The 17,741-nt window shown below is 62.9% G+C and carries 16 protein-coding genes and 1 pseudogene; 7 read left to right on the top strand and 10 right to left on the bottom strand.

All coding sequences use genetic code 11. The annotated features are described in order from the left end of the window. Window positions 1-164 precede the first annotated feature (164 nt). Together PWP93_RS23295 and PWP93_RS23290 are read left to right on the top strand one after the other, a co-directional pair. Window positions 165-719, top strand: coding sequence for a hypothetical protein (locus tag PWP93_RS23295; RefSeq protein ID WP_421046197.1), 555 nt, complete (start codon window positions 165-167; stop codon window positions 717-719). Window positions 720-1,351: 632 nt separating this feature from the next. Next, window positions 1,352-1,996, top strand: coding sequence for an FMN-dependent NADH-azoreductase (locus tag PWP93_RS23290; RefSeq protein WP_421027397.1), 645 nt, complete (start codon window positions 1,352-1,354; stop codon window positions 1,994-1,996). Window positions 1,997-2,018: 22 nt separating this feature from the next. On the opposite strand, the gene PWP93_RS23285 is transcribed toward PWP93_RS23290, so the two are convergent. Further along, window positions 2,019-2,975: a LysR family transcriptional regulator gene (locus tag PWP93_RS23285; protein ID WP_421046196.1), complete on the bottom strand. Its 957-nt coding sequence runs from the start codon at window positions 2,973-2,975 to the stop codon at window positions 2,019-2,021. Between the two features lie 101 nt (window positions 2,976-3,076). On the opposite strand from PWP93_RS23285, the gene PWP93_RS23280 reads away from it, so the two are divergent. Further along, on the top strand, window positions 3,077-4,435 hold the full coding sequence (locus tag PWP93_RS23280) for an NAD(P)/FAD-dependent oxidoreductase (protein WP_421046195.1): 1,359 nt from the start codon (window positions 3,077-3,079) through the stop codon (window positions 4,433-4,435). A gap of 82 nt (window positions 4,436-4,517) precedes the next feature. On the opposite strand, the gene PWP93_RS23275 is transcribed toward PWP93_RS23280, so the two are convergent. From PWP93_RS23275 to PWP93_RS23265, 3 genes are read right to left on the bottom strand one after another with little or no spacing between them, the layout of a single operon-like run. Further along, window positions 4,518-5,642 (bottom strand): DUF2817 domain-containing protein, encoded by a 1,125-nt coding sequence (locus tag PWP93_RS23275; RefSeq protein ID WP_421046194.1) that lies wholly within the window; start codon window positions 5,640-5,642, stop codon window positions 4,518-4,520. Between the two features lie 18 nt (window positions 5,643-5,660). Beyond that, entirely contained in the window at window positions 5,661-6,872 is a 1,212-nt protein-coding gene (locus PWP93_RS23270) for a 2Fe-2S iron-sulfur cluster-binding protein (RefSeq protein WP_421046193.1), read from the bottom strand. 1 nt (window position 6,873) lies between these two features. After that, complete coding sequence (locus PWP93_RS23265) at window positions 6,874-7,950, bottom strand: Rieske 2Fe-2S domain-containing protein (RefSeq protein ID WP_421046192.1); 1,077 nt, start codon at window positions 7,948-7,950, stop codon at window positions 6,874-6,876. Window positions 7,951-8,093: 143 nt separating this feature from the next. Between PWP93_RS23265 and PWP93_RS23260 the strand changes: the two genes are divergently transcribed. Beyond that, a complete protein-coding gene (locus PWP93_RS23260; protein WP_421046191.1) occupies window positions 8,094-9,032 on the top strand; it encodes a LysR substrate-binding domain-containing protein in 939 nt (312 codons plus the stop codon). A gap of 13 nt (window positions 9,033-9,045) precedes the next feature. Here the strand turns inward: PWP93_RS23260 and PWP93_RS23255 are convergent, their stop codons facing one another. Continuing rightward, entirely contained in the window at window positions 9,046-9,819 is a 774-nt protein-coding gene (locus PWP93_RS23255; RefSeq protein ID WP_421046976.1) for an ABC transporter substrate-binding protein, read from the bottom strand. Window positions 9,820-10,167: 348 nt separating this feature from the next. Between PWP93_RS23255 and gfa the strand changes: the two genes are divergently transcribed. After that, on the top strand, window positions 10,168-10,743 hold the full coding sequence (gfa, locus tag PWP93_RS23250) for an S-(hydroxymethyl)glutathione synthase (protein WP_421046190.1): 576 nt from the start codon (window positions 10,168-10,170) through the stop codon (window positions 10,741-10,743). 137 nt (window positions 10,744-10,880) lie between these two features. On the opposite strand, the gene PWP93_RS23245 is transcribed toward gfa, so the two are convergent. Beyond that, on the bottom strand, window positions 10,881-12,320 hold the full coding sequence (locus tag PWP93_RS23245; RefSeq protein WP_421046189.1) for an MFS transporter: 1,440 nt from the start codon (window positions 12,318-12,320) through the stop codon (window positions 10,881-10,883). A 420-nt stretch (window positions 12,321-12,740) separates the two neighbouring features. On the opposite strand from PWP93_RS23245, the gene PWP93_RS23240 reads away from it, so the two are divergent. Then, a complete protein-coding gene (locus PWP93_RS23240; protein ID WP_421046188.1) occupies window positions 12,741-13,364 on the top strand; it encodes a hypothetical protein in 624 nt (207 codons plus the stop codon). A 54-nt stretch (window positions 13,365-13,418) separates the two neighbouring features. On the opposite strand, the gene PWP93_RS23235 is transcribed toward PWP93_RS23240, so the two are convergent. Both PWP93_RS23235 and PWP93_RS23230 read right to left on the bottom strand, forming a co-directional pair. Beyond that, window positions 13,419-14,840, bottom strand: a complete 1,422-nt coding sequence (locus PWP93_RS23235) for a DUF2252 domain-containing protein (RefSeq protein WP_421046187.1) — start codon at window positions 14,838-14,840, stop codon at window positions 13,419-13,421. Between the two features lie 198 nt (window positions 14,841-15,038). Further along, window positions 15,039-15,167, bottom strand: a pseudogene (locus tag PWP93_RS23230) (IS110 family transposase); the annotation flags it as partial. Between the two features lie 658 nt (window positions 15,168-15,825). Here PWP93_RS23230 and trxC point away from each other — a divergent pair. Then, window positions 15,826-16,284, top strand: a complete 459-nt coding sequence (trxC, locus tag PWP93_RS23225) for a thioredoxin TrxC (RefSeq protein ID WP_421046186.1) — start codon at window positions 15,826-15,828, stop codon at window positions 16,282-16,284. A gap of 156 nt (window positions 16,285-16,440) precedes the next feature. Here the strand turns inward: trxC and PWP93_RS23220 are convergent, their stop codons facing one another. Beyond that, window positions 16,441-16,650 carry a hypothetical protein gene (locus tag PWP93_RS23220; protein WP_421046185.1) on the bottom strand — a complete coding sequence of 70 codons (210 nt, stop codon included), beginning with the start codon at window positions 16,648-16,650 and terminating at the stop codon, window positions 16,441-16,443. 125 nt (window positions 16,651-16,775) lie between these two features. Further along, window positions 16,776-17,417 carry a J domain-containing protein gene (locus PWP93_RS23215; protein WP_421046184.1) on the bottom strand — a complete coding sequence of 214 codons (642 nt, stop codon included), beginning with the start codon at window positions 17,415-17,417 and terminating at the stop codon, window positions 16,776-16,778. Between the last annotated feature and the right edge of the window lie 324 nt (window positions 17,418-17,741).

The following is a 17,741-nucleotide window of genomic DNA, read 5'->3' as shown; positions in this document are numbered from 1 at the left end:
TTTGGGCTGCTGACGGTGAAACACCGTCTGCTCCCCTTTTGGGCCGATGGGAAATCTGCCATGGATATCCTCGCCATTCCTGAAGCGCATCAAGTTCGACTGACTGCGACAAGCCGTCCAGGGCGTCACCTCGTCACTTAGCGCAAGCACGTGCTATCTCGATAATGAGCGAATGGGCCGCACGTCCCACCATGAGCAGACCAATAAGTCGAGAGGCCATCCCCATGACCATTACCAGCGACACAGCGCGAGGACACGCTATCGAAGTCAAGATCCCCGACGCCCCGGTTTTCAATGTTTGCCCCGAGCTCGGTTATTTCGAGGTGCTCGGCACCATCGAGCAACTCGCTGCCGAATCACTGATTCCGGACGGGCTCGAATGGCCCGCCGGTTTCACGCATCGGATCTGGAGCGACGGAAAATTCGAATGGTGGTTGCGCCGGCAGCGCCCGGCGGGCGCGCGCGGCCCACGGCGGTTCTATGCGGAGTTCGATTACTGGCGGCTGCGCTCGACCGTCTGCGGGCGGTCCATGAATATCGCGCAGGCGCAATGGATGCGCCGCGAAGCCGACAAGATTGCCGCGATCGGAAGCTGGACCCGCGAGGATGAGATGCAGCTTCACGCGGCGGCACGGGCGCACCGCGACGCCGCTTTCCAGCAATTCAAGCAACTCGTTCCGGCGCTCGCCGATCTGTCGAAGAAACGCCGCCGCGCATAAGCGCAATCCATGCCCCGGTGCGTGGACCGCCTCCGCCTCCTGCGTCCGCCCGCGACACCAGAGCCAGTAAGCCAGCGTCAACGCCACGAGAAACTGCACGCCGCGCAGCAAGGTCATGCGGATTCGCACGTCACGAAGGTCGTCAACAGCACGGCCGTCATGAGCCCCGCCCCCAGCAGCGAAGGCACCGGATAGCCCCGAATCCGGAACGCGAGCGTCCGCGCGCCATGGACATGGCACGCCGGGCTTGAATAGCCGTTCGGATTCGCGCAGCCCGTAGAACTCAGGACATCACGATTTCCCCCACCATGCACGACGCGTTTGTCCTGGTATTGTTAGACGATTCCCGGAGAATTTGAACTCGATTAATCGGCGGCCAATGTCTGCTTACATTTGCCGAAATCTGCTGAGTGAGGACGTATGGAAAAAAGTCGAAGCGATCTCGCCGGCCAAAGGCTTATCAGCACCGTGGTATGAACGACATGTGCAACCCGATGGTGCCGCCGCGCGCGTGGCTTGATAGGATCGTTCCCTAACGCATATAGCGCAAAAACCGCACTCGCCTCGCGAACATCGATCTTCACGAACGTTCCCGGATTGGATCGGTGCATGGAATCGGAGGCCATCGAGGCGTGAACCAGATCTTGCATATCGAGTGCAGCCCGCGCGGCGACGCCTCGGTCAGTAGCCAGGTGACGCGCTACGCGGTCGAGTCGCTGCTCGGTGAAAACCCGGACGCACGTGTGCAGCGGCGCGATCTGGGCAACGCTCCGCCGCCGCACCTGAGCGCCGAATTCGTCGATGCCATGCTGGTCGCGCCCCACGCGCGCAGCGCCGCGCAACACGGCGCACTCGCGCTTTCGGAACAACTGATCGAAGAACTCGAGTTGGCCGACGTGGTCGTGATGGGCACGCCCATGCACAACTACGGGCCGCCCTCAGGGCTCAAGGCCTGGCTCGATCACGTCATGCGCCTCGGGCGCACTTTCACCATGACCGCGCAAGGCAAGATCGGCTTGCTCAGGGATCGCCCCGTGATGGTCGCGGTCTCGTCGGGCGGTCTCTTTACCTGGGGCGGCGCGGCACGCCAGCCCGACTACCTCACGGGCTACATTCGCGCGGTGTTCGCGACCATCGGCATACGCAATGTCGAGTTCGTCACCGTCGAAGGCATGAGAAACGGCCGCGAACAGGAAGCCATCATGCTCGCCAGCGCGCGCCGCTGGATCGACGCCAACATCGTCGCGCTCAAGCGCAGGCAGCCACGGGGCATTTGAGCGCGCGAGCGCGCCTGGCTCCCTACTTCCTGCGCCGCGCGCCGGAGGAAGACAACATCGCCAGATCGATCACCGGCGCGCCCTGCTCGACGAGGAAATCGCGAAACAACCCGGTCACCTGCGAAATGCGCCGGTCGGCCAGCGTCACCACATACCATTCGCGCTCGACCGGATTGCCCGCGAACGGCAGTTCCTTCAGCAGCCCCGCGCGCAGTTCCAGCGCACATGCATGACGCGACAGGAACGCCACGCCGAGCCCCGCTTCGGCCATCTGCTTGATGGCCTCGTTGCTAGATAGTTCGGATCCCACATGAAATCGGTGACCCGATGTCTTGAACAGACTCTCGACGGTCGTTCTCGTCCCCGCGCCGCGCTCGCGCACCAGCAAATGCGCCGATTCCAGATCCTTCATTGAAATACGCTTGCGCTGCATGAGCGGATGCTCGGGCGCAGCGACGAACACCATCGGATGCTTCGCGAACTCGGCCGCATGCGTGCGCAGTTCCTTGGGCGGACTGCCCATGACCGCGAGGTCGATTTCATGCGTGGCGAGCATGCGAATGATCTCTTCGCGATTGCCCACCTTGAAGTAGGTCTTTACATGCGGGCGCGTCGCCGTGAATCGGACCAGCAGCGGCGGTATCAGATATTCGGCGGTGGTGATCGCGCCGATGCGCAAGGTGCCGCCCAAATCTCCCTTCAATGCCGCCACTTCGTCGCCCGCTTCCTGCCAAAGATGCAAGATCTCGCGCGCATAGCGGCCCACGATTTCACCCGCCGTGGTCAACTCCACGCCCCGGCCCACACGCTGCAGCAACGCCGCGCCCACCGCTTCCTCCAGCAGGCGGATCTGCAGCGAGACGGCCGGCTGCGTCAGATGCAGCTCCTGCGCCGCGCGCGATACGCTTCCGAGGCGCATGACCATGTCGAGCGCCTTGAGCTGCCGGAACGTGGCCGCCTTACCTATTAGTGAAAGCATATGAGTTGCCTATAAACATTAAATTGTTCTTGGGTTCGCGAAACGATATCGTGAAATCCAGTCGCGCGACATTCAAACCGATTTCATTCTGGAAGACAACCATGGCACTCATCCCTGGCATTCTCGCGAAGGCGCGCGCGGCTAATCTGCCCCGCATCCTGATTGTCGGCGGCGGCGCCGGCGGCTTGCAACTCGCTACGCGCCTGGGCAGCACGCTCGGCCGCCGCGGGCAAGCGCACATCGTGCTCGTCGACCGCTTGCCGACGCACTTCTGGAAGCCGCTTCTGCACGAAGCCGCATCGGGCCACCGCGACCCCGCTTCGCATACGATCGAATATGCGGCGCAGGCAAAGCGCCACGGTTTCGAGTTCGTGCAAGGCGAATTGCAATCGGTCGATCGCGCACGCCGCATCGCCACCATCGGCGCGGTGCTCGACCACGACGGCGCGCAGATCGTGCCGCCACGGGAAGTGCCGTATCACGACCTCGTGCTGGCCGTCGGCAGCGTGACCAACTTCTTCAATGTGCCTGGCGCCGCGCGCTACGCGCTTCCGCTCGAACACGTGGGGCACGCCGAGGATTTCCGCAAGAAGTTCCTCGCGGCCTGCGCGAAGGTCAATCACCTCGCCGATGCGCCCGGCGCGCCGCTCGTGCGGCCGGTGTGCATCAACGTGATCGGCGCGGGCGCAACCGGGGTGGAGCTGGCCGCCGCGCTGCGGCACGCAGTGGGGCAACTCGCGGCGTACCGCTTCCGGGCGCTCGATCCCGACCGCGACGTCCAGATTCGTCTGATCGAAGGCGCGCCGCGCGTGCTGCCGGTGCTCGACCCGCGCATTTCGGCGCGCACGCAGGCGCAACTCGAGCGTCTGCATATCGAAGTGCTGACCGACACGCGCGTGGCGAGCGTCGAGGAAGATGCCATCGTGACTTCGACCGGTGCAGTACTGCCCGCCGATATGACGATCTGGGCCGCCGGTGTGGCCGGGCCCGCGATGCTGCGCTCGATCGAGGGACTGGCGCTGAGCGCGTCGAATCAGGTCATCGTGACGGATACCTTGCAAACGCCTGACGATGCGCACGTGTTCGCGTTCGGCGACTGCGCAGCCTGCCCGGTCAGCGGTTCGAGCCGTTACCTGCCGCCGCGCGCCCAGGTCGCCCACCAGCAGGCGGTCTACCTGAGCCAGGCTTTCGCGCGGCGCATCGCGGGCAAGGCGGTTGCGGGCTTCGTGTTTCGCGACGCCGGCACGGTAGTCTCGCTCGGCGAGTCCGGCGCGCTGTATCAGGCGGACCTGCGCTTGCGCGAGCGCTCCGTGATCGTCGACGGCCTGGCTGCGTCGGGCTTGTACCGGCTGCTGTATCGCAAGCACCTGTTGGGCGTGCACGGCACCCGGCGCACGCTGCTCCAGACGCTGGGCCAGTTTCTGCAGCGCTACAACCGGCCCTCGATCAAGCTGCATTGAAGCATGACGGCGGCGGAGCGCGAATCGCGCATCGGCTCCGCCGCCACGATCACGCGGCGATACTAGCAGATCAGGCTACGTTTCAAGGCGCTGCCGTGGGCGCAATGCCTGGCAGCGCCGCCAGCGCGCGCTCCCAGATCTGCCGCGTGCGCAGCCACACGAGCTCGCGCCAATCGGCATCGGCGGGCATGAACGCTTCGAACAGCGCGCGGCTGATCGCGCGGCCTCGCGCGTCGCGCGGGTCGCCGTACAGGTGCAGCCAGTGGTCGTCGCGCAAGGCCGTGTGCATGGGCGCTTCCGGGTACGTGCCGCATTCGATCACGAGCTGCATCAGATGCGTATCCGGCAACGCGTCCAGCAGCGCCTGCGAGGCGTAGCCAGTTGCGCGCGCAACTACACCGGTTTCGCTGATGGCGGCATCCGCGTGCGTGAGCAGCGTGTAGAGCCAGGGGCCGTAAAGGCGCTGCGCGTCGGCCAGCGCGGGATAGGTCGATTGCGCAATCGCCATCAGCATCGGATGGCCGAACGCGCCCGCCCCGGTATGCAGATCGAACGAAATCGCCACCTGGGCCGGTTTGAGAAAGCGCTGCACAATCTCGTGCAAGGTCCGGTTGGACCATGTTGCAGCCTGGCCGCCGTAAAAGAGTCCGTCCGCGTGGCGATATTGGCCCGCGCCCACGATCGCCTGCACACCCGACCAGCCGAGCGACTCGACTTGCCGCTCCAGCAGCGTATCGGCGTGGTGCCGCTGCGGACCGTCGATATCGGGGCACACGTAAATCTCATGCAGTTCCTCGTAGCGCGGATTGAGCGGCAATGGCGCGCCGAAGTCGACATAGTTGCGATTCAGATCGACATTGTCTTCGTTCACGCGCCTGACCCACGCGGTGCCCCACGGATTGATCAGGTGCACCATCATCACCGCGACATCGTCGGGCAGGCTTCGCGCGGCCAACTCATGCAGCCATTGCGTCTGGCACGTCGATCCGTAGTAGCCCTCCACCCCGTGCGTACCCGACACGGCCACCAGCACGCGGCGCGCGACGGCGTTGCCCAGCCAGGCGACGTCGGTCGCGAGCGCCTCGCCGTTGGGGCCCTTGAGCGGATGCGCGTAGCTCGTCACCGTTGCCCCCGCCAATTGCGTGGCGTGAAGAAAATGTTGGCGCTGGGCCGCGAAATCCGGTTCGACGGGAAAGCCGATCTTCATGAAATCCTCTGCGAGTCATCAAGCGGGTTGTGGGGAGCGCGCCGCGCCGCTTTGCGCGCACGCCTCGGACAGCGCGAGCGTAACGTGTCCCGCGGGTTTCGCGCAGCAAAGCAGCACCGTACCTTCAGCGGGCGGGTCGAGTGGCGCAGTGGCGTACTCAACGTTGCCTTGCGCCAGCGGCGTCACGCAAGTATTGCAGATGCCGACACGGCAACTGAACGGCACGGCATAACCATGCTGCTCCGCCAGTTCGAGCAGCGACTCGCAGCGATCATCCCACGCCACGGGCGCAGCGTCCGGGTGAAATCGAACAGTGGTTGCGTGCGCATCGATTTCCCGGATCGTCTCCGTGCGCGGGACCGCATCGGGCGATGTTTCGCGCGCAGGTTCCACATCGGCATCGGCTTCCAGCACGGTTGCAGGGCCGAAGAACTCGTAATGAATGCGCTCGCGCGCCACGCCGAGGCTGCGCAGGAGCCGCCAGTTGGCCTGCATGAACGCGGGCGGCCCGCATAGATACACTTCGTAGTCGTCGAGCGGCAGCAAGCCTTGCAGCGTCTCGCGCGTGATCAGCCCCTCGCTGTCGAAGGTCTGTGCCCGACGATCTTGCGCGGCGGGCTGCCGGTAGCAAACGTGCACGCGCACGTTCGGACACTCGGCCGCCACCGCCTGCACTTCGCGGCCGAACGCATGCACCGCGCCGCTCTCGCACGCGTGAATGAAATACACGCGCCGGTCCCGCGCGCCCGCCATCGCCCGAAGCCGATGCAGCATGCTGACGAGCGGCGTCAAACCCACGCCGCCGCTCATCAGCACGACGGGCCGCGTGATGTCGTCGCCGCACACGAACGCGCCCGACGGGCCCGCCGCTTCGAGTTCGTCGCCAACCTGCACCGCGTCGTGCAGATACGACGAGCCGCGCCCCGGCGCCAGGTCCTCGCGCCCTGCCGGGGCCGGTTCGCGCTTGACGGAAATCCGCCAGCGCGCCGTATCGGCCGGGTCGCCCGAGAGGCTGTAGGTGCGCAGCAGAGGCTCGCCGCCCGGCAAGGGCAAGCGCAACGTCACGAACTGCCCGGCCACGAACGCAGGCAACGCCTCGCCATCGGCAGGCACGAGTTCGAACGAAACGATCGATGCGCTTTCGCGCGTGCGCGCGCTCACGCGCAAGCGGCGAAAGCCAGTAGGCGCACGGCTCGCCAGTTCCGCCGCGGTCTTGCCAGCGTCACTCATTTCATGGCTCCACGCGCTCGCGTTGCACGACGTGAATCGGCGCAAGCGAAAGATTTTCCGTCTGCTGCTCGCGCTCGATCATCTGCGCGAGCGCGCGCCTGAAGCGCAGCGGTCCCGCGTCGATGGCGAGGTCAATGTTCGGCGTGCGCGCGTTCTGCATGCCCGCGTGCACGGCCGTCAACACCGCGCGGTCTTCCTCGAACGCATGGCGCACGTCCTCGTCGAACTGACGCGACACCTGTTCATCGTCGGGCGCGAAGTTGCGCGTCTGAAACCAGTAGTAGCGCGTATGCGATGCGTCCACCGGCGTCATGAAGTTATACGAGTTCATCAGGAACACATCGGTATGAAGCGGTGCATCGTCGCCGCCCGTGCCGGCCGGCGTGAAGACAGCCTTGATGATCGCGTGCGACGGAAAACGCACTTCGTAATGCTGCTTGCGGTCGCAACGTCCTGCGAAGCGCACGAACTGCGCGTAGAACGGCGCCACCTCCACATCGCGCATCCAGCGCGACACGGTCACGCCGTGCGCGGTCGCCTCCGTCTTGAGCGGTTCCGCTTCGCAGGCCGCATTGCCGAACGACGAGCGATGCACCCACGCAACGTGCGAAGGGTCCAGCAGATTGTCGGTGACATAGAGATAGTGGCAGTCCACCGTCATGGCATCGCCGCGATTCATACCCCACGCCGGATCGCCCCATTCGTCGATCTGCACGATCTTCGCGGGATCGGCCTGTGCGGGATCGCCCATCCAGATCCAGAGCAGGCCGTAACGTTCCGCCAGCGGGTAGCTGCGCACTTTCGCGCCGGAAGGGATCCTCGTGCTGCCCGGCGCGCGTACGCACGCGCCCTCGCAATCGAACGTGAGACCGTGATAACCGCACTCGACATGATCGCCGACGAGCCGGCCCATCGAAAGCGGCAGCTTGCGATGCGGACACGCGTTTTCAAGCGCGACAGGCGTGCCGCCCTCGCGCCGGTACAACACCACGGACTCGCCCAACAGCGTCACTGGCGAGAGTTCGCGCGTCACTTCCGCGTCCCATGCCGCGACGTACCATGCATTCCTCAGAAACATTCCGTTGCCTCCACCTTGACGATTTCGTGTATTGGGTTCCAAGGATAAAAAGCCATAAAGCAAAAGAATAGATGTAAAAACCTGCCTGTTCGTTTAGAGTTTCTAAACCGTGAAATCCCGCCAGCGATTCGAGCGATAACGAAATGACGACGAACAGCTTTCCTCCATTGCGCGCGCTGCAGATCTTCGAAGCCGTCGGTCGATGCGGCGGCATCACCGAAGCAGCCCGGCGGCTAGGCATTTCCGCGGGCGCGGTCAGCCAGCAGATCAAACTGCTGGAAGACACGCTGGGAATGCATCTCACGCAAAAGGACGGCAAGCGGCTGCGCCTCACCGCGATCGGCCGGCAGTACCACGAGAGTTGCGCTGCGGCCTTCGAAAGCCTGCGCGTGGCGCATGCCGAAATAGAACGCGCGAAGAACACGCGCAATCTGAGCGTCAGCGCGCTGCCTTCGCTGGTGTCGAAGTGGCTCGCGCCCCGCGTGCTCGAATGGCAGCGTCAGCATCCCGAGCTGAGTGTGTATCTCGATGGCACGCACACGGAGCCGTCGCCGGACGGCTACGAAATCGACTTTCGCATCAGCTATGGCGAGCGCGGCTTGAATACGGAGAATGCGGTTGAACTGTTCCGCGATTGCGTGGTGCCCGTGTGCAACCCGCGTCTGCTGGAGTCGGGCACGCCGCTCGAGACGCCGGCCGATCTCCTCGCCTACCCGTTAATCACGGTGGACTGGCAGCCGAAGTTCGCCTCGCCGCCGTCATGGCGCGAATGGTTCGCCGCCAACGATGTCGATTGCGCCGATTTCGACGAAAACCGCCTCGTGTTCTCGCTTTCGAGCGTGGCGATTCAGGCGGCCATCGACGGCTACGGGTTCACGCTCGCGCAAGGCTCGATGATTACCGACGACCTGGCCGCAGGCCGCCTCGTCATGCCTTTCGCGCTCGGGCTCGCGTTGCCGTCGCCCTACTTCCTCAAGTGGAAGCCGAACGCATTCGACCGGCCGCATTGCCGCCAGTTTCACCGCTGGCTCGTCAACCGTGGCAAGGAGCAGCAGCAGCGCAACGAGCGCCTGATCGCTTGAGGCTCCGGAAACTTCAACTCGCCAGCACGTCGAAATCGAAATAACGCCGCGCGATCTTTTGATAGGTCCCGTCCTTGATCATCTCGCCAATCGTCTGATCGATCATCTCGCGCAATGCGTTATCGCTCTTGCGAAAGCCGATTGCCGCGCCGGCGCCCAGCGTCTTCGCGTCGTTGACCGGCGCGCCAAGAAACGCGTAATCGCGGCCCAGCGGCGTTTTCAGAAAGCCGTTGCTGCCGGAAATCATGTCGGTCAGCGTGGCGTCGAGCCGGCCCGCTCGCAGATCGGTGTAGACCACTTCCTGATTCGCGTACGAGGTCACGTTGATGCCGGCCGGCGCCCAATAAGCCTTCGCATAGGCCTCCTGCGTGGAGCCTTGCGCCACGCCGATATTCTTACCCTTCAATGACGCGACCGTTGGTTCGAGCCGCGCGCCGCGCGGCCCAATCAATGCGCTGGGCGTCTTGAACAACATGGTCGAGAAGGCCACCTGCGCTTCGCGCTGCGGCGTCACCGACATCGCGGACATGATCGCATCGAACTTGCGGCCCTGCAGGGCAGGAATGATGCCGTCGAACGCGGTTTCGACCCAGATGCATTTTGCGCGGAGCCGCCGGCAGATTTCGTTGCCGAGGTCGATTTCGAAACCCACGAGCTTGCCGTCCGGCGCTTTGGACTCGAACGGGGCATAGGTCGGATCGACGCCAAACTTCAACTCGGTCAATTCCTTCGCGTGGGCGGAAAGCGCCGCAACGGACAGCGCGACGCACACCAGCGTCTTCTTCATGGCAATCATGGGCATTCCTGTTCTAAAGGAGTGGTGTTCGGGGCGAACAATAACAACAAGGCCCCAAGCATATGGACTCAAAAAATCGAAGAATAGAGGTGTGCTAGTGCACGATGCTTAAGTTTTTCTAAAACGTATTGCATGCCGGAGCGTCCCGTGCCCGCCAGACATGCAGGGACACGTCACGGCCGTTCGCAGCGTTGTTTCGCAGGGTTCCCTCGTATACTCCCCTGCAGTATTTGACCTATACTCGCACCCAGTATCATCAGCAGCCGCTTTCGCCCAGCGAAGCACGGGCAAACCAGTCCACACGACTGTTCACTTCACAAGCCATCACGGAGACACATCATGACCATCGCGTTACATCCGACCGTCGATCAGGGCATCAAAAAAGGCACCGAGAATTTCGCGGGAGGCACGCTGCGTTGCAAGTGCAGCGATAACCCGGTTGAAGTGCAGGTTGCTTCACAGGTGCTGTTCAACCACGCATGCGGTTGCAGCAAGTGCTGGAAGCCCGCGGGCGCGCTGTTCTCGGTCGTGGGGGTCGTGCCGCGCGAGAAGCTGTCCGTCGTTGCGCACGGCGAAAAGTTGAAGGTCGTCGACGAGAAAGCGCCGATCCAGCGCCATGCGTGCACCGCCTGCGGCACGCATTTGTATGGCCGCATCGAGAATAAGGACCATGCGTTCTACGGGCTCGATTTCATCCATACGGAACTGTCCGCCGATACCGGCTGGGATGGCCCGGGCTTCGCGGCGTTCGTTTCGTCGATCATCGAAAGCGGCACGCCGCCTTCAAAGATGGAGCAAGTCCGGCAAACCCTGCACGACAAGGGCCTGGAACCCTATGATTGTCTCAGTCCCGCGCTGATGGACATCCTGGCCACACATGCGGCGAAGGCAAAGGGCACCTACCGCGAGGCTTGATCGGCTGCGCGGCTCGAAGCAACGCTTGCGATGATCACAAGCGTTGCGACGATCCGAATAGTCATTGATCTGAGCAATAAAGTTCAAGGCGAAATACCAATCGGCTTCTTGCCCGCGCGCCAGCGCGCCTCGGCCTCTTAATTCAGCGGGGCTTTCTCGCGGGCAGCCGCCGCCATTCCGGCGCCGGCATCCGACGATTCCAGCGCTTCGAGCGAGGCATCCTTCGTCTCGATGCCGAGCACCCACACGGCCAGCGCCGCAACCACGAACGACAGCGCGCCGAGCGTGAACACGCCGCCCTGGCCGAACAACGGCAGCACGACGCCCACCACGTAGGGGCCAATCAGCGAACCGACCCGCCCGATCGCCGAGGCGAACCCCGAGCCCGTCGCGCGTGCACCGGTGCCGTAGAGTTCGGGCGTATAGGTATAGAGCGCGGCCCACATCGCGAACAGGAAGAACTGCATCACGAGCCCCGTGCCGACCAGCAATACGATGCTCGCGCCATGCAGCGCCGTTTGCCCGTAGACGAACGCCATCGCGCCGCCGCCCACGAGCGACGCAACGCAGGTGGGCTTGCGGCCCCAGCGCTCGACGAGCCACGCCGCGCACAGAAAGCCGGGTATCCCGCCCAGCGAGATCAGCACCGTGTAGAACACCGACTGCGTGACCGCGAAGCCGGCCTGCTGCAACAGCGCGCCGAGCCACGAAGTGAGCCCATAAAAACCGAGCAGCGCGAAGAACCACAGCAGCCACACCATCGTCGTGCGGCGGCGGTAAGCAGGGCTCCAGATTTCGCGCAATGCGCTGCGCCCGCGCGACGATGCGGGTTGCGCGAGCGGCTGCGGGGCGGGCAAGCGCGTCAGCCTCATGGAGCGCATCACGCGCGCCTCGACGTCCGAGACCACGCGGTCGGCATCGACGAGGCGCCCGCGATGCTCGAGCCAGCGCGGCGACTCCGGCACGATCCGGCGCACGACGAGCACGAACACCGCGGGAATCGCGAGCAGCGCGAACACGGCGCGCCAGCCGAGCGCGGGCAACACGAAGTACGCGACGATGCCTGCGGTAATGAAGCCGAGCGGCCAGAAGCCGTCCATCAACGCAACCATGCGGCCGCGCTGCGCGGAGGGCACGAACTCGGAAAGCAACGCCTGCGCGATCGGGAACTCCATGCCCATGCCAAAGCCGAGCAGGATCCGGTAAACGATGAGCGAGTTGACATCGTGCGCGGTCGAGCACAGATACGATGCGATGCCCCACAGCACCATGCTCCATTGAAACACCGGACGGCGGCCGAAGCGGTCGGCGAGCAGCCCCGCCACCGCAGCGCCGATCGTCATGCCGAAGAAGCTCGCACTGGCCACGAGCCCGGCCTGCGCGCTCGACAGGCCAAACTCCTTCTTGATCGAGCCGAGCACGAAAGTCATGGTGCCGAGATCGACCGAGTCGAAGAAAAACGCGAGTGCGATGATCAGGAAAATCAGCTTGTGATAGCCGGAAAACGGCAAGCGTTCGAGCCGTGCGGCGGCGGTCGCGCGCGATTTGGGCGACGTGGAAACGGAAGCGTTGCGCATGGCGTCCTCTGATGGAAAAAGCTGCGCCACGGGGCGTGACACAGCCGTTCGTTTCAGTAGACGTGAACAAAATCCGATGCCATAGAAGGCGAGCGGCATCGTGACAGAACACAAGCGTCATGAATGCCTGGGCGGGAGCTATTTTTGCTCCTTTGCAAAGCCGCTGGGTGCACAACGTTTAACTGGAAATGGCAATCGGAAATCTTGTTGGCAATTTTCTTCTGAACAAAGAAAAACTGCCCGTTTGTTCCGCTTGTTCTGTCTCATTCGCTTATTCGTTTTGTGCCATTTTTCCATCCGCGCACTGGCCCTTCCCAGGAGAGTTGCCTTTCGCCCCGCCGATTTCTATGCTTTTTGCATCTGCCAGGGATGATCGATCGTGGCGGCCTTCGAGAAGCGAAGCAAGAGGAGAATCGTTCCATGACGATGCCGCCCCAGCCGGAGCCAGGGGAACGCGAAGACCGGGAGCCGGACCACGTCAACGGCCCCGAAGCCTCCGCAAGAAGCAACGATCCCGCGCGCCTGACCGGCGGCGCATGGTTCAGCCTTGCGGTGAGCTTCTGTTTCTTCCTGCTCATGGTCGCGATTGGCGTGAAGTATCATGTGGCCACACCGCAGCGTGAGGCGCCCGCCGAACCCGATCGCTATGTGGTCGCGAATGCGTCCGCGCCCGCCATCGCGACAACACCCGCCATCGCGACAACACCCACGCCACAGCCCGATGCCTACGATACCCTGCTCGCGCAGGCGCGCGAATGCGCGGCTGCGGCCCAATGGGATTGCGTGATCGAAACGACCAGCAGCGCCATCGCGCAACGCGGCAATACGCCGGAAACCAAAGCGCTGCTCTCGCAGGCCATGGTCAAGGGCGGATGGGTTCCCAAAAATGCACACAATGTGCGCGAGGTCTCCACCATGCCGCCGGAATCGAAGCGGCCCGTCCTGCATTCGCATCGGCATCGGGCTCATGCTGAGCGGCTAAGGTATGGCGCTGCGACACGGCCTAATTCCGCGGGTGAGATGGCCGATATTTATCGGCATTGAGCACGCCGCCAGCCGGCCAGAGCTGACTAGAGACGCCAGCATGGCGTTCGCGGCTCAGTCATCCATTACCGCCTCGATCCGACCTTCACGAATTGCCCGAATGAACTCTCGATAATCGTTCCGGTTCTGCCCGCTGTATTCCGTTGCGAACTCAGTGATGGCGTCGTCGAAAGCCCCGCCCGAACCCATGTATCCGGCAATCATCGCGGCATCACCGGAGCGCGCATGAGCCCGCGCAAGCGCATGCGCGCACATGCGTCCGTATTGCCGGAGCATTCTGGCATCCAGTGCTTCGATAACGACAGACATCTTCATGTCGCGCAGTTGCCTGATATAGAAGTCGCGCCCGTTCTGTCCGCGAGTCCAGCCGAGAAACACGTCACTTGCGGACTGCATGATGCGCTGGCCCGCAATCACCCGCTGACCATGATTGGAATGCAGACTCTTTCCCGCATACGGCTCCAGGACCGAAGCTCTGGCCTCCTTCACCTGCAGAAATAGCGGGTCGTTATCGGAGGCCATGAGGAGGCCCACACTGCACATCGTGCCGACGCTGCCCACACCCACTACCTTGGCCGCGAGGTCAACCAGATGGAACCGATCGAACAACACGCGCACATGCTCGGCGAGACTCTCGCGATACGAGGCCAGCGACTCGGCATAGCCTGACTCGAGGCCAGGCGCCAGTTCCGCATCAGGGTGAAAGATGAGCGGCGGCTCGTCCTTGATACGCGGCCGCCCGCCCTCCTCGGTAACGAGCTTGGGATAGAGGTGATCCGGCACGGTCTTTCGTCGCTCGACTTCGATCCGTTGCGCAAGGCGCTTGCGCGCATACTCGACGATATCCGGATCGCCTGACTTGTCCTCATACTTTTGCAAATCAATCCGGTCGTACCAGACATCGAGCGCGCGCATGTAGGCATAGTCGTGCATACGTTCGCGGTACTGGCGCACGAGATCGGTCGTGAGACGCACGGTGTCGCTGTAAGGCAGCTCGAGATGCTGTGCCGCAATCACCACGCTCGCGGCAAGCCGCTTCAGGTCCCACTCGAAGGGAGCCGGCAGTGTCTCGTCGAGATCGTTGATGTCGAAGATCACGTTGCGCTCGGGGGTCGCAAACCCGCCGAAGTTCATCAGATGCGCATCGCCGCACGCCTGCACGCGCAAGGCGCTCGTCGGCGTCGTGGCAAGGTCCGCAGCCATGATGGCGGCGGCGCCTCGATAGAACGCAAACGGCGAGGCGGACATTCGACCGAAGCGGATGGGGATCAGGTGCGGCAAGCGGCCCGCGTTGGACTCTTCGAGCAGTTCGATCACATTGCGGCGCTGCTCGGGCAGGCGCCATCCCGCCTGCGACGCCCGGGGTACGTGATCGCGAATGACCCGGCCCTCGGCAGCCCGCTCGTCAGGCGTGCGGTAAGCTACTGGCGCCGGGTTCGCGGAGTGCGCGGCCTTGCGCGAAAAAGCTTTATCCATGGCGTCTTCTCCTTGCGTGTTTCAGCGTTGTGCGTCCATGCCTTCTCACTGCGCGTGGCAGTCTTCAGAACGCTCTCGCATGAGTTGGTGAATCGCGCTTAAAGGTATGAGCAATGCTTCGCAGCCGCAGTGCTCCGTGTGCCCGCGAGAACCACCCGTTGTGTAGACAGTAGTGAAGAAAGATCCTCAACGATTGACCTGGATCACAGCCTCCCCATCACGCGATTTCCAGGTTTCGGCCGCGTCGGTCTTGTTGCTCTGCAAGTAAGGCCGGACGAACTGTGGGGCGATCAGTCGAACAGTGTGTCCGAGCTTGATGAGCTCACGGTCCCGATTTCGCCTTTCGACTTCACTGTGTGCGATGTAATTCAATATCGCCGGTCTGATCGCTAAAAGGGATTCCCCGCCCGCTCATCGCGGTCTTCAGTGCGAGGGCTCGCGATTGACGGAAATCAAGTAATCAGCACATCGTTCGTATACCTTTTGTAGCGGCGATTCGCGCTGGCAGTCGGCGCAAATGAGTTTGTCGAACTTCAGCCGAGACGATATGCGTACCCACCGCAGGATCTGCACTCGCGCGCTATACCGCGGCGGGGGGCAATGAAAGCCGGCCTCGCGATGGTCGCTGTGGGCTGCTTACGATTTCGATTATTGCGTTGGGCGGATAAGCGATGTGAGCCGTCCGGCCGCCGAGGCTATTTACGAGCGTGAGGTGGATGCCATGATATTCATACTATCTGCCGCGATCTTCGTTGTATCGGCTGGGTTGCTCTTCGACATTATTCCGACACCGGCCACATCAGTGATGTCCGCCCCAGCGTCCCCCTCCGGTTCCACCACGGGCGGAACTGACGAAACTGTCGCCCCGAAGCCGCGGTCCGAATCCGGACGGAGTCCGCGGACTCCCGCGAGTTCAGCGTCGAGATCGGAAGCAAGCGGCGAGGACGCGAACTGATGTTTCTCCAGGCCGCGCGTCGGGCTCGACATGGAAACGAAGGAGAGAAAAATGCACATCGTTTGCAGCCATTGCATGCGGGTCAACCGCATCGATGCGGCACGACTCGACGCTTCCGCCGTCTGTGGGGCCTGCGGCGAGCCGTTGCTTGGCGATGACCCCGTCCATCTGAACACGAGCAACTTCACGTCCTATGTCGGCCGAAATGATCTGCCGGTGCTCGTCGACTTTTGGGCGCAATGGTGCGGTCCATGTCGGGCCATGGCGCCGCAGTTCGCCACCGCCGCGGCTGAGCTCAAAGCGCGCGCCCTCTTTGCAAAGATCGAAACCGATGCAAATCCACAAGTTGCGACGCAATTCCGGATTCGCAGTATTCCGACGCTTGTGCTGTTTCGCGGCGGAATCGAGGTGGACCGCCGAAGCGGCTTGATGAGTGCGCAGGAGATCGGCAATTGGCTCGGCCCGGTACTTCGCCAAAAGCAACCTTGAAAAGCACAGCCTCCGAACCGTTGGCGTCAGGCAAGGCGCTGGCGTATAAGAGGAAGACCGAGCCTCACGCCGGGGGAGCAAAATTCAATAACCGATCGTTGCCATCGATTATGTTCGCAACGATCTTCTCGAGCTGCTCTGCACGCCGTCGATGCGTCAAGCCTGATCAACTGGCGCCATTCCATGACCTGCCAGCAGATCGCGAATACGACGCGCGAACGCCGTTGCGATGCATGTTTGCGGATTGAGACCCAGCGCCGTGCCAATCATGAGGAACCCGCCTTTCTGGACACCAACGGCGTCCGGCACGAACAACGCAATGGAGCTGAGAGCTTGAACGAGTGACTCGATCACGGGCGCCAGCAAGAAGCTGGATCTTTGCACCCAACAAGTAGGAGCGCTTTGAGGCGGCCGTTCGCTAGTTACGGGCCTGCGATCGATTCCGGCAGTCTGTCACGGCGAGACCGTCGGACAGCGCCGGCAGCCAGGCATCAGCGTTCCTCACGCGAAGGGGGATCGCCCGGCACGACGAACCCGAACATTCCGCGCCAGATCGCATTAAAGAAGTTCTCGTGCGAGTGGCCATCAAGCGGCTCTCTCTTGCACTCGCTCTCTGGCGCAGATTCTGGCATTGCGCTGCGTGGCTCTTTGGAGTTGGGCGATGTGGAATCGTCAGATTGCTGGCGACTGGAGGTACAGCTCTGGCGCGATAAATGCAACTCGACCGCGCCAACTGCGATTCGCTCCGCCATTTGTGGCTCACATTCGCGACCGAGTAGCACGCCGAACACGACGTCGCGGTTGTGGCCCTGTTCTGCGAAGCGCATCGCCACAGCTACATAACGCGCATACGCCGCCTGGCGTGCCGCCTCTTGCAAACGCGCTTCTTCTTCCTGCTCACGGGCCAGACGCCCCATTTCCTCGGCATAAACGGCATCATAAACGCGACGCTGCGCGGGATCTGAGAGGATCGCGTAAGCCTCCTTGATCTCCTGAAACTGCGCATGTGCGGATGCTTCGCGTCCCATATTGCGGTCAGGATGCGCTTTCATCGCGGCCCTGCGGTAGGCCCGCTTGATTTCCTCATCACTCGCGTCGTCATGCACGCCCAGGAAGTCATACAACGTCGCCATGGCCCGCCCAGATCGAAGTGGAATCGCGTGACCGATCGTAGCATGCCGCACGGTCCCGCACAGCGAAGGAAAGCTTGCGAAATGGGGAAAACGCCCAGTGTGCCGCGCTCGAAGGTGCTCAGTCATAGAAACGCGTGGCGCTTATGCGCCGCGCCGCGGTCGAGTCCGGTTGACGCAACACCCGCCAATCAAGCGTACAAATTCCCGCTTCACACAGGAGTCGCTGCGCTAGCGAACATGCCTGCATCTCCATGCGCTCCATTCGACTTCCGTGAAGCACGGCCGGGTGCCCGGCGTTGATTGATCCACATCAGTCAGAAAACC

This window comes from Paraburkholderia sp. A1RI-2L, assembly GCF_048957375.1.
Taxonomy (GTDB): Bacteria; Pseudomonadota; Gammaproteobacteria; order Burkholderiales; family Burkholderiaceae; genus Paraburkholderia.
This window is presented reverse-complemented; position numbering and strand designations above follow the sequence as displayed.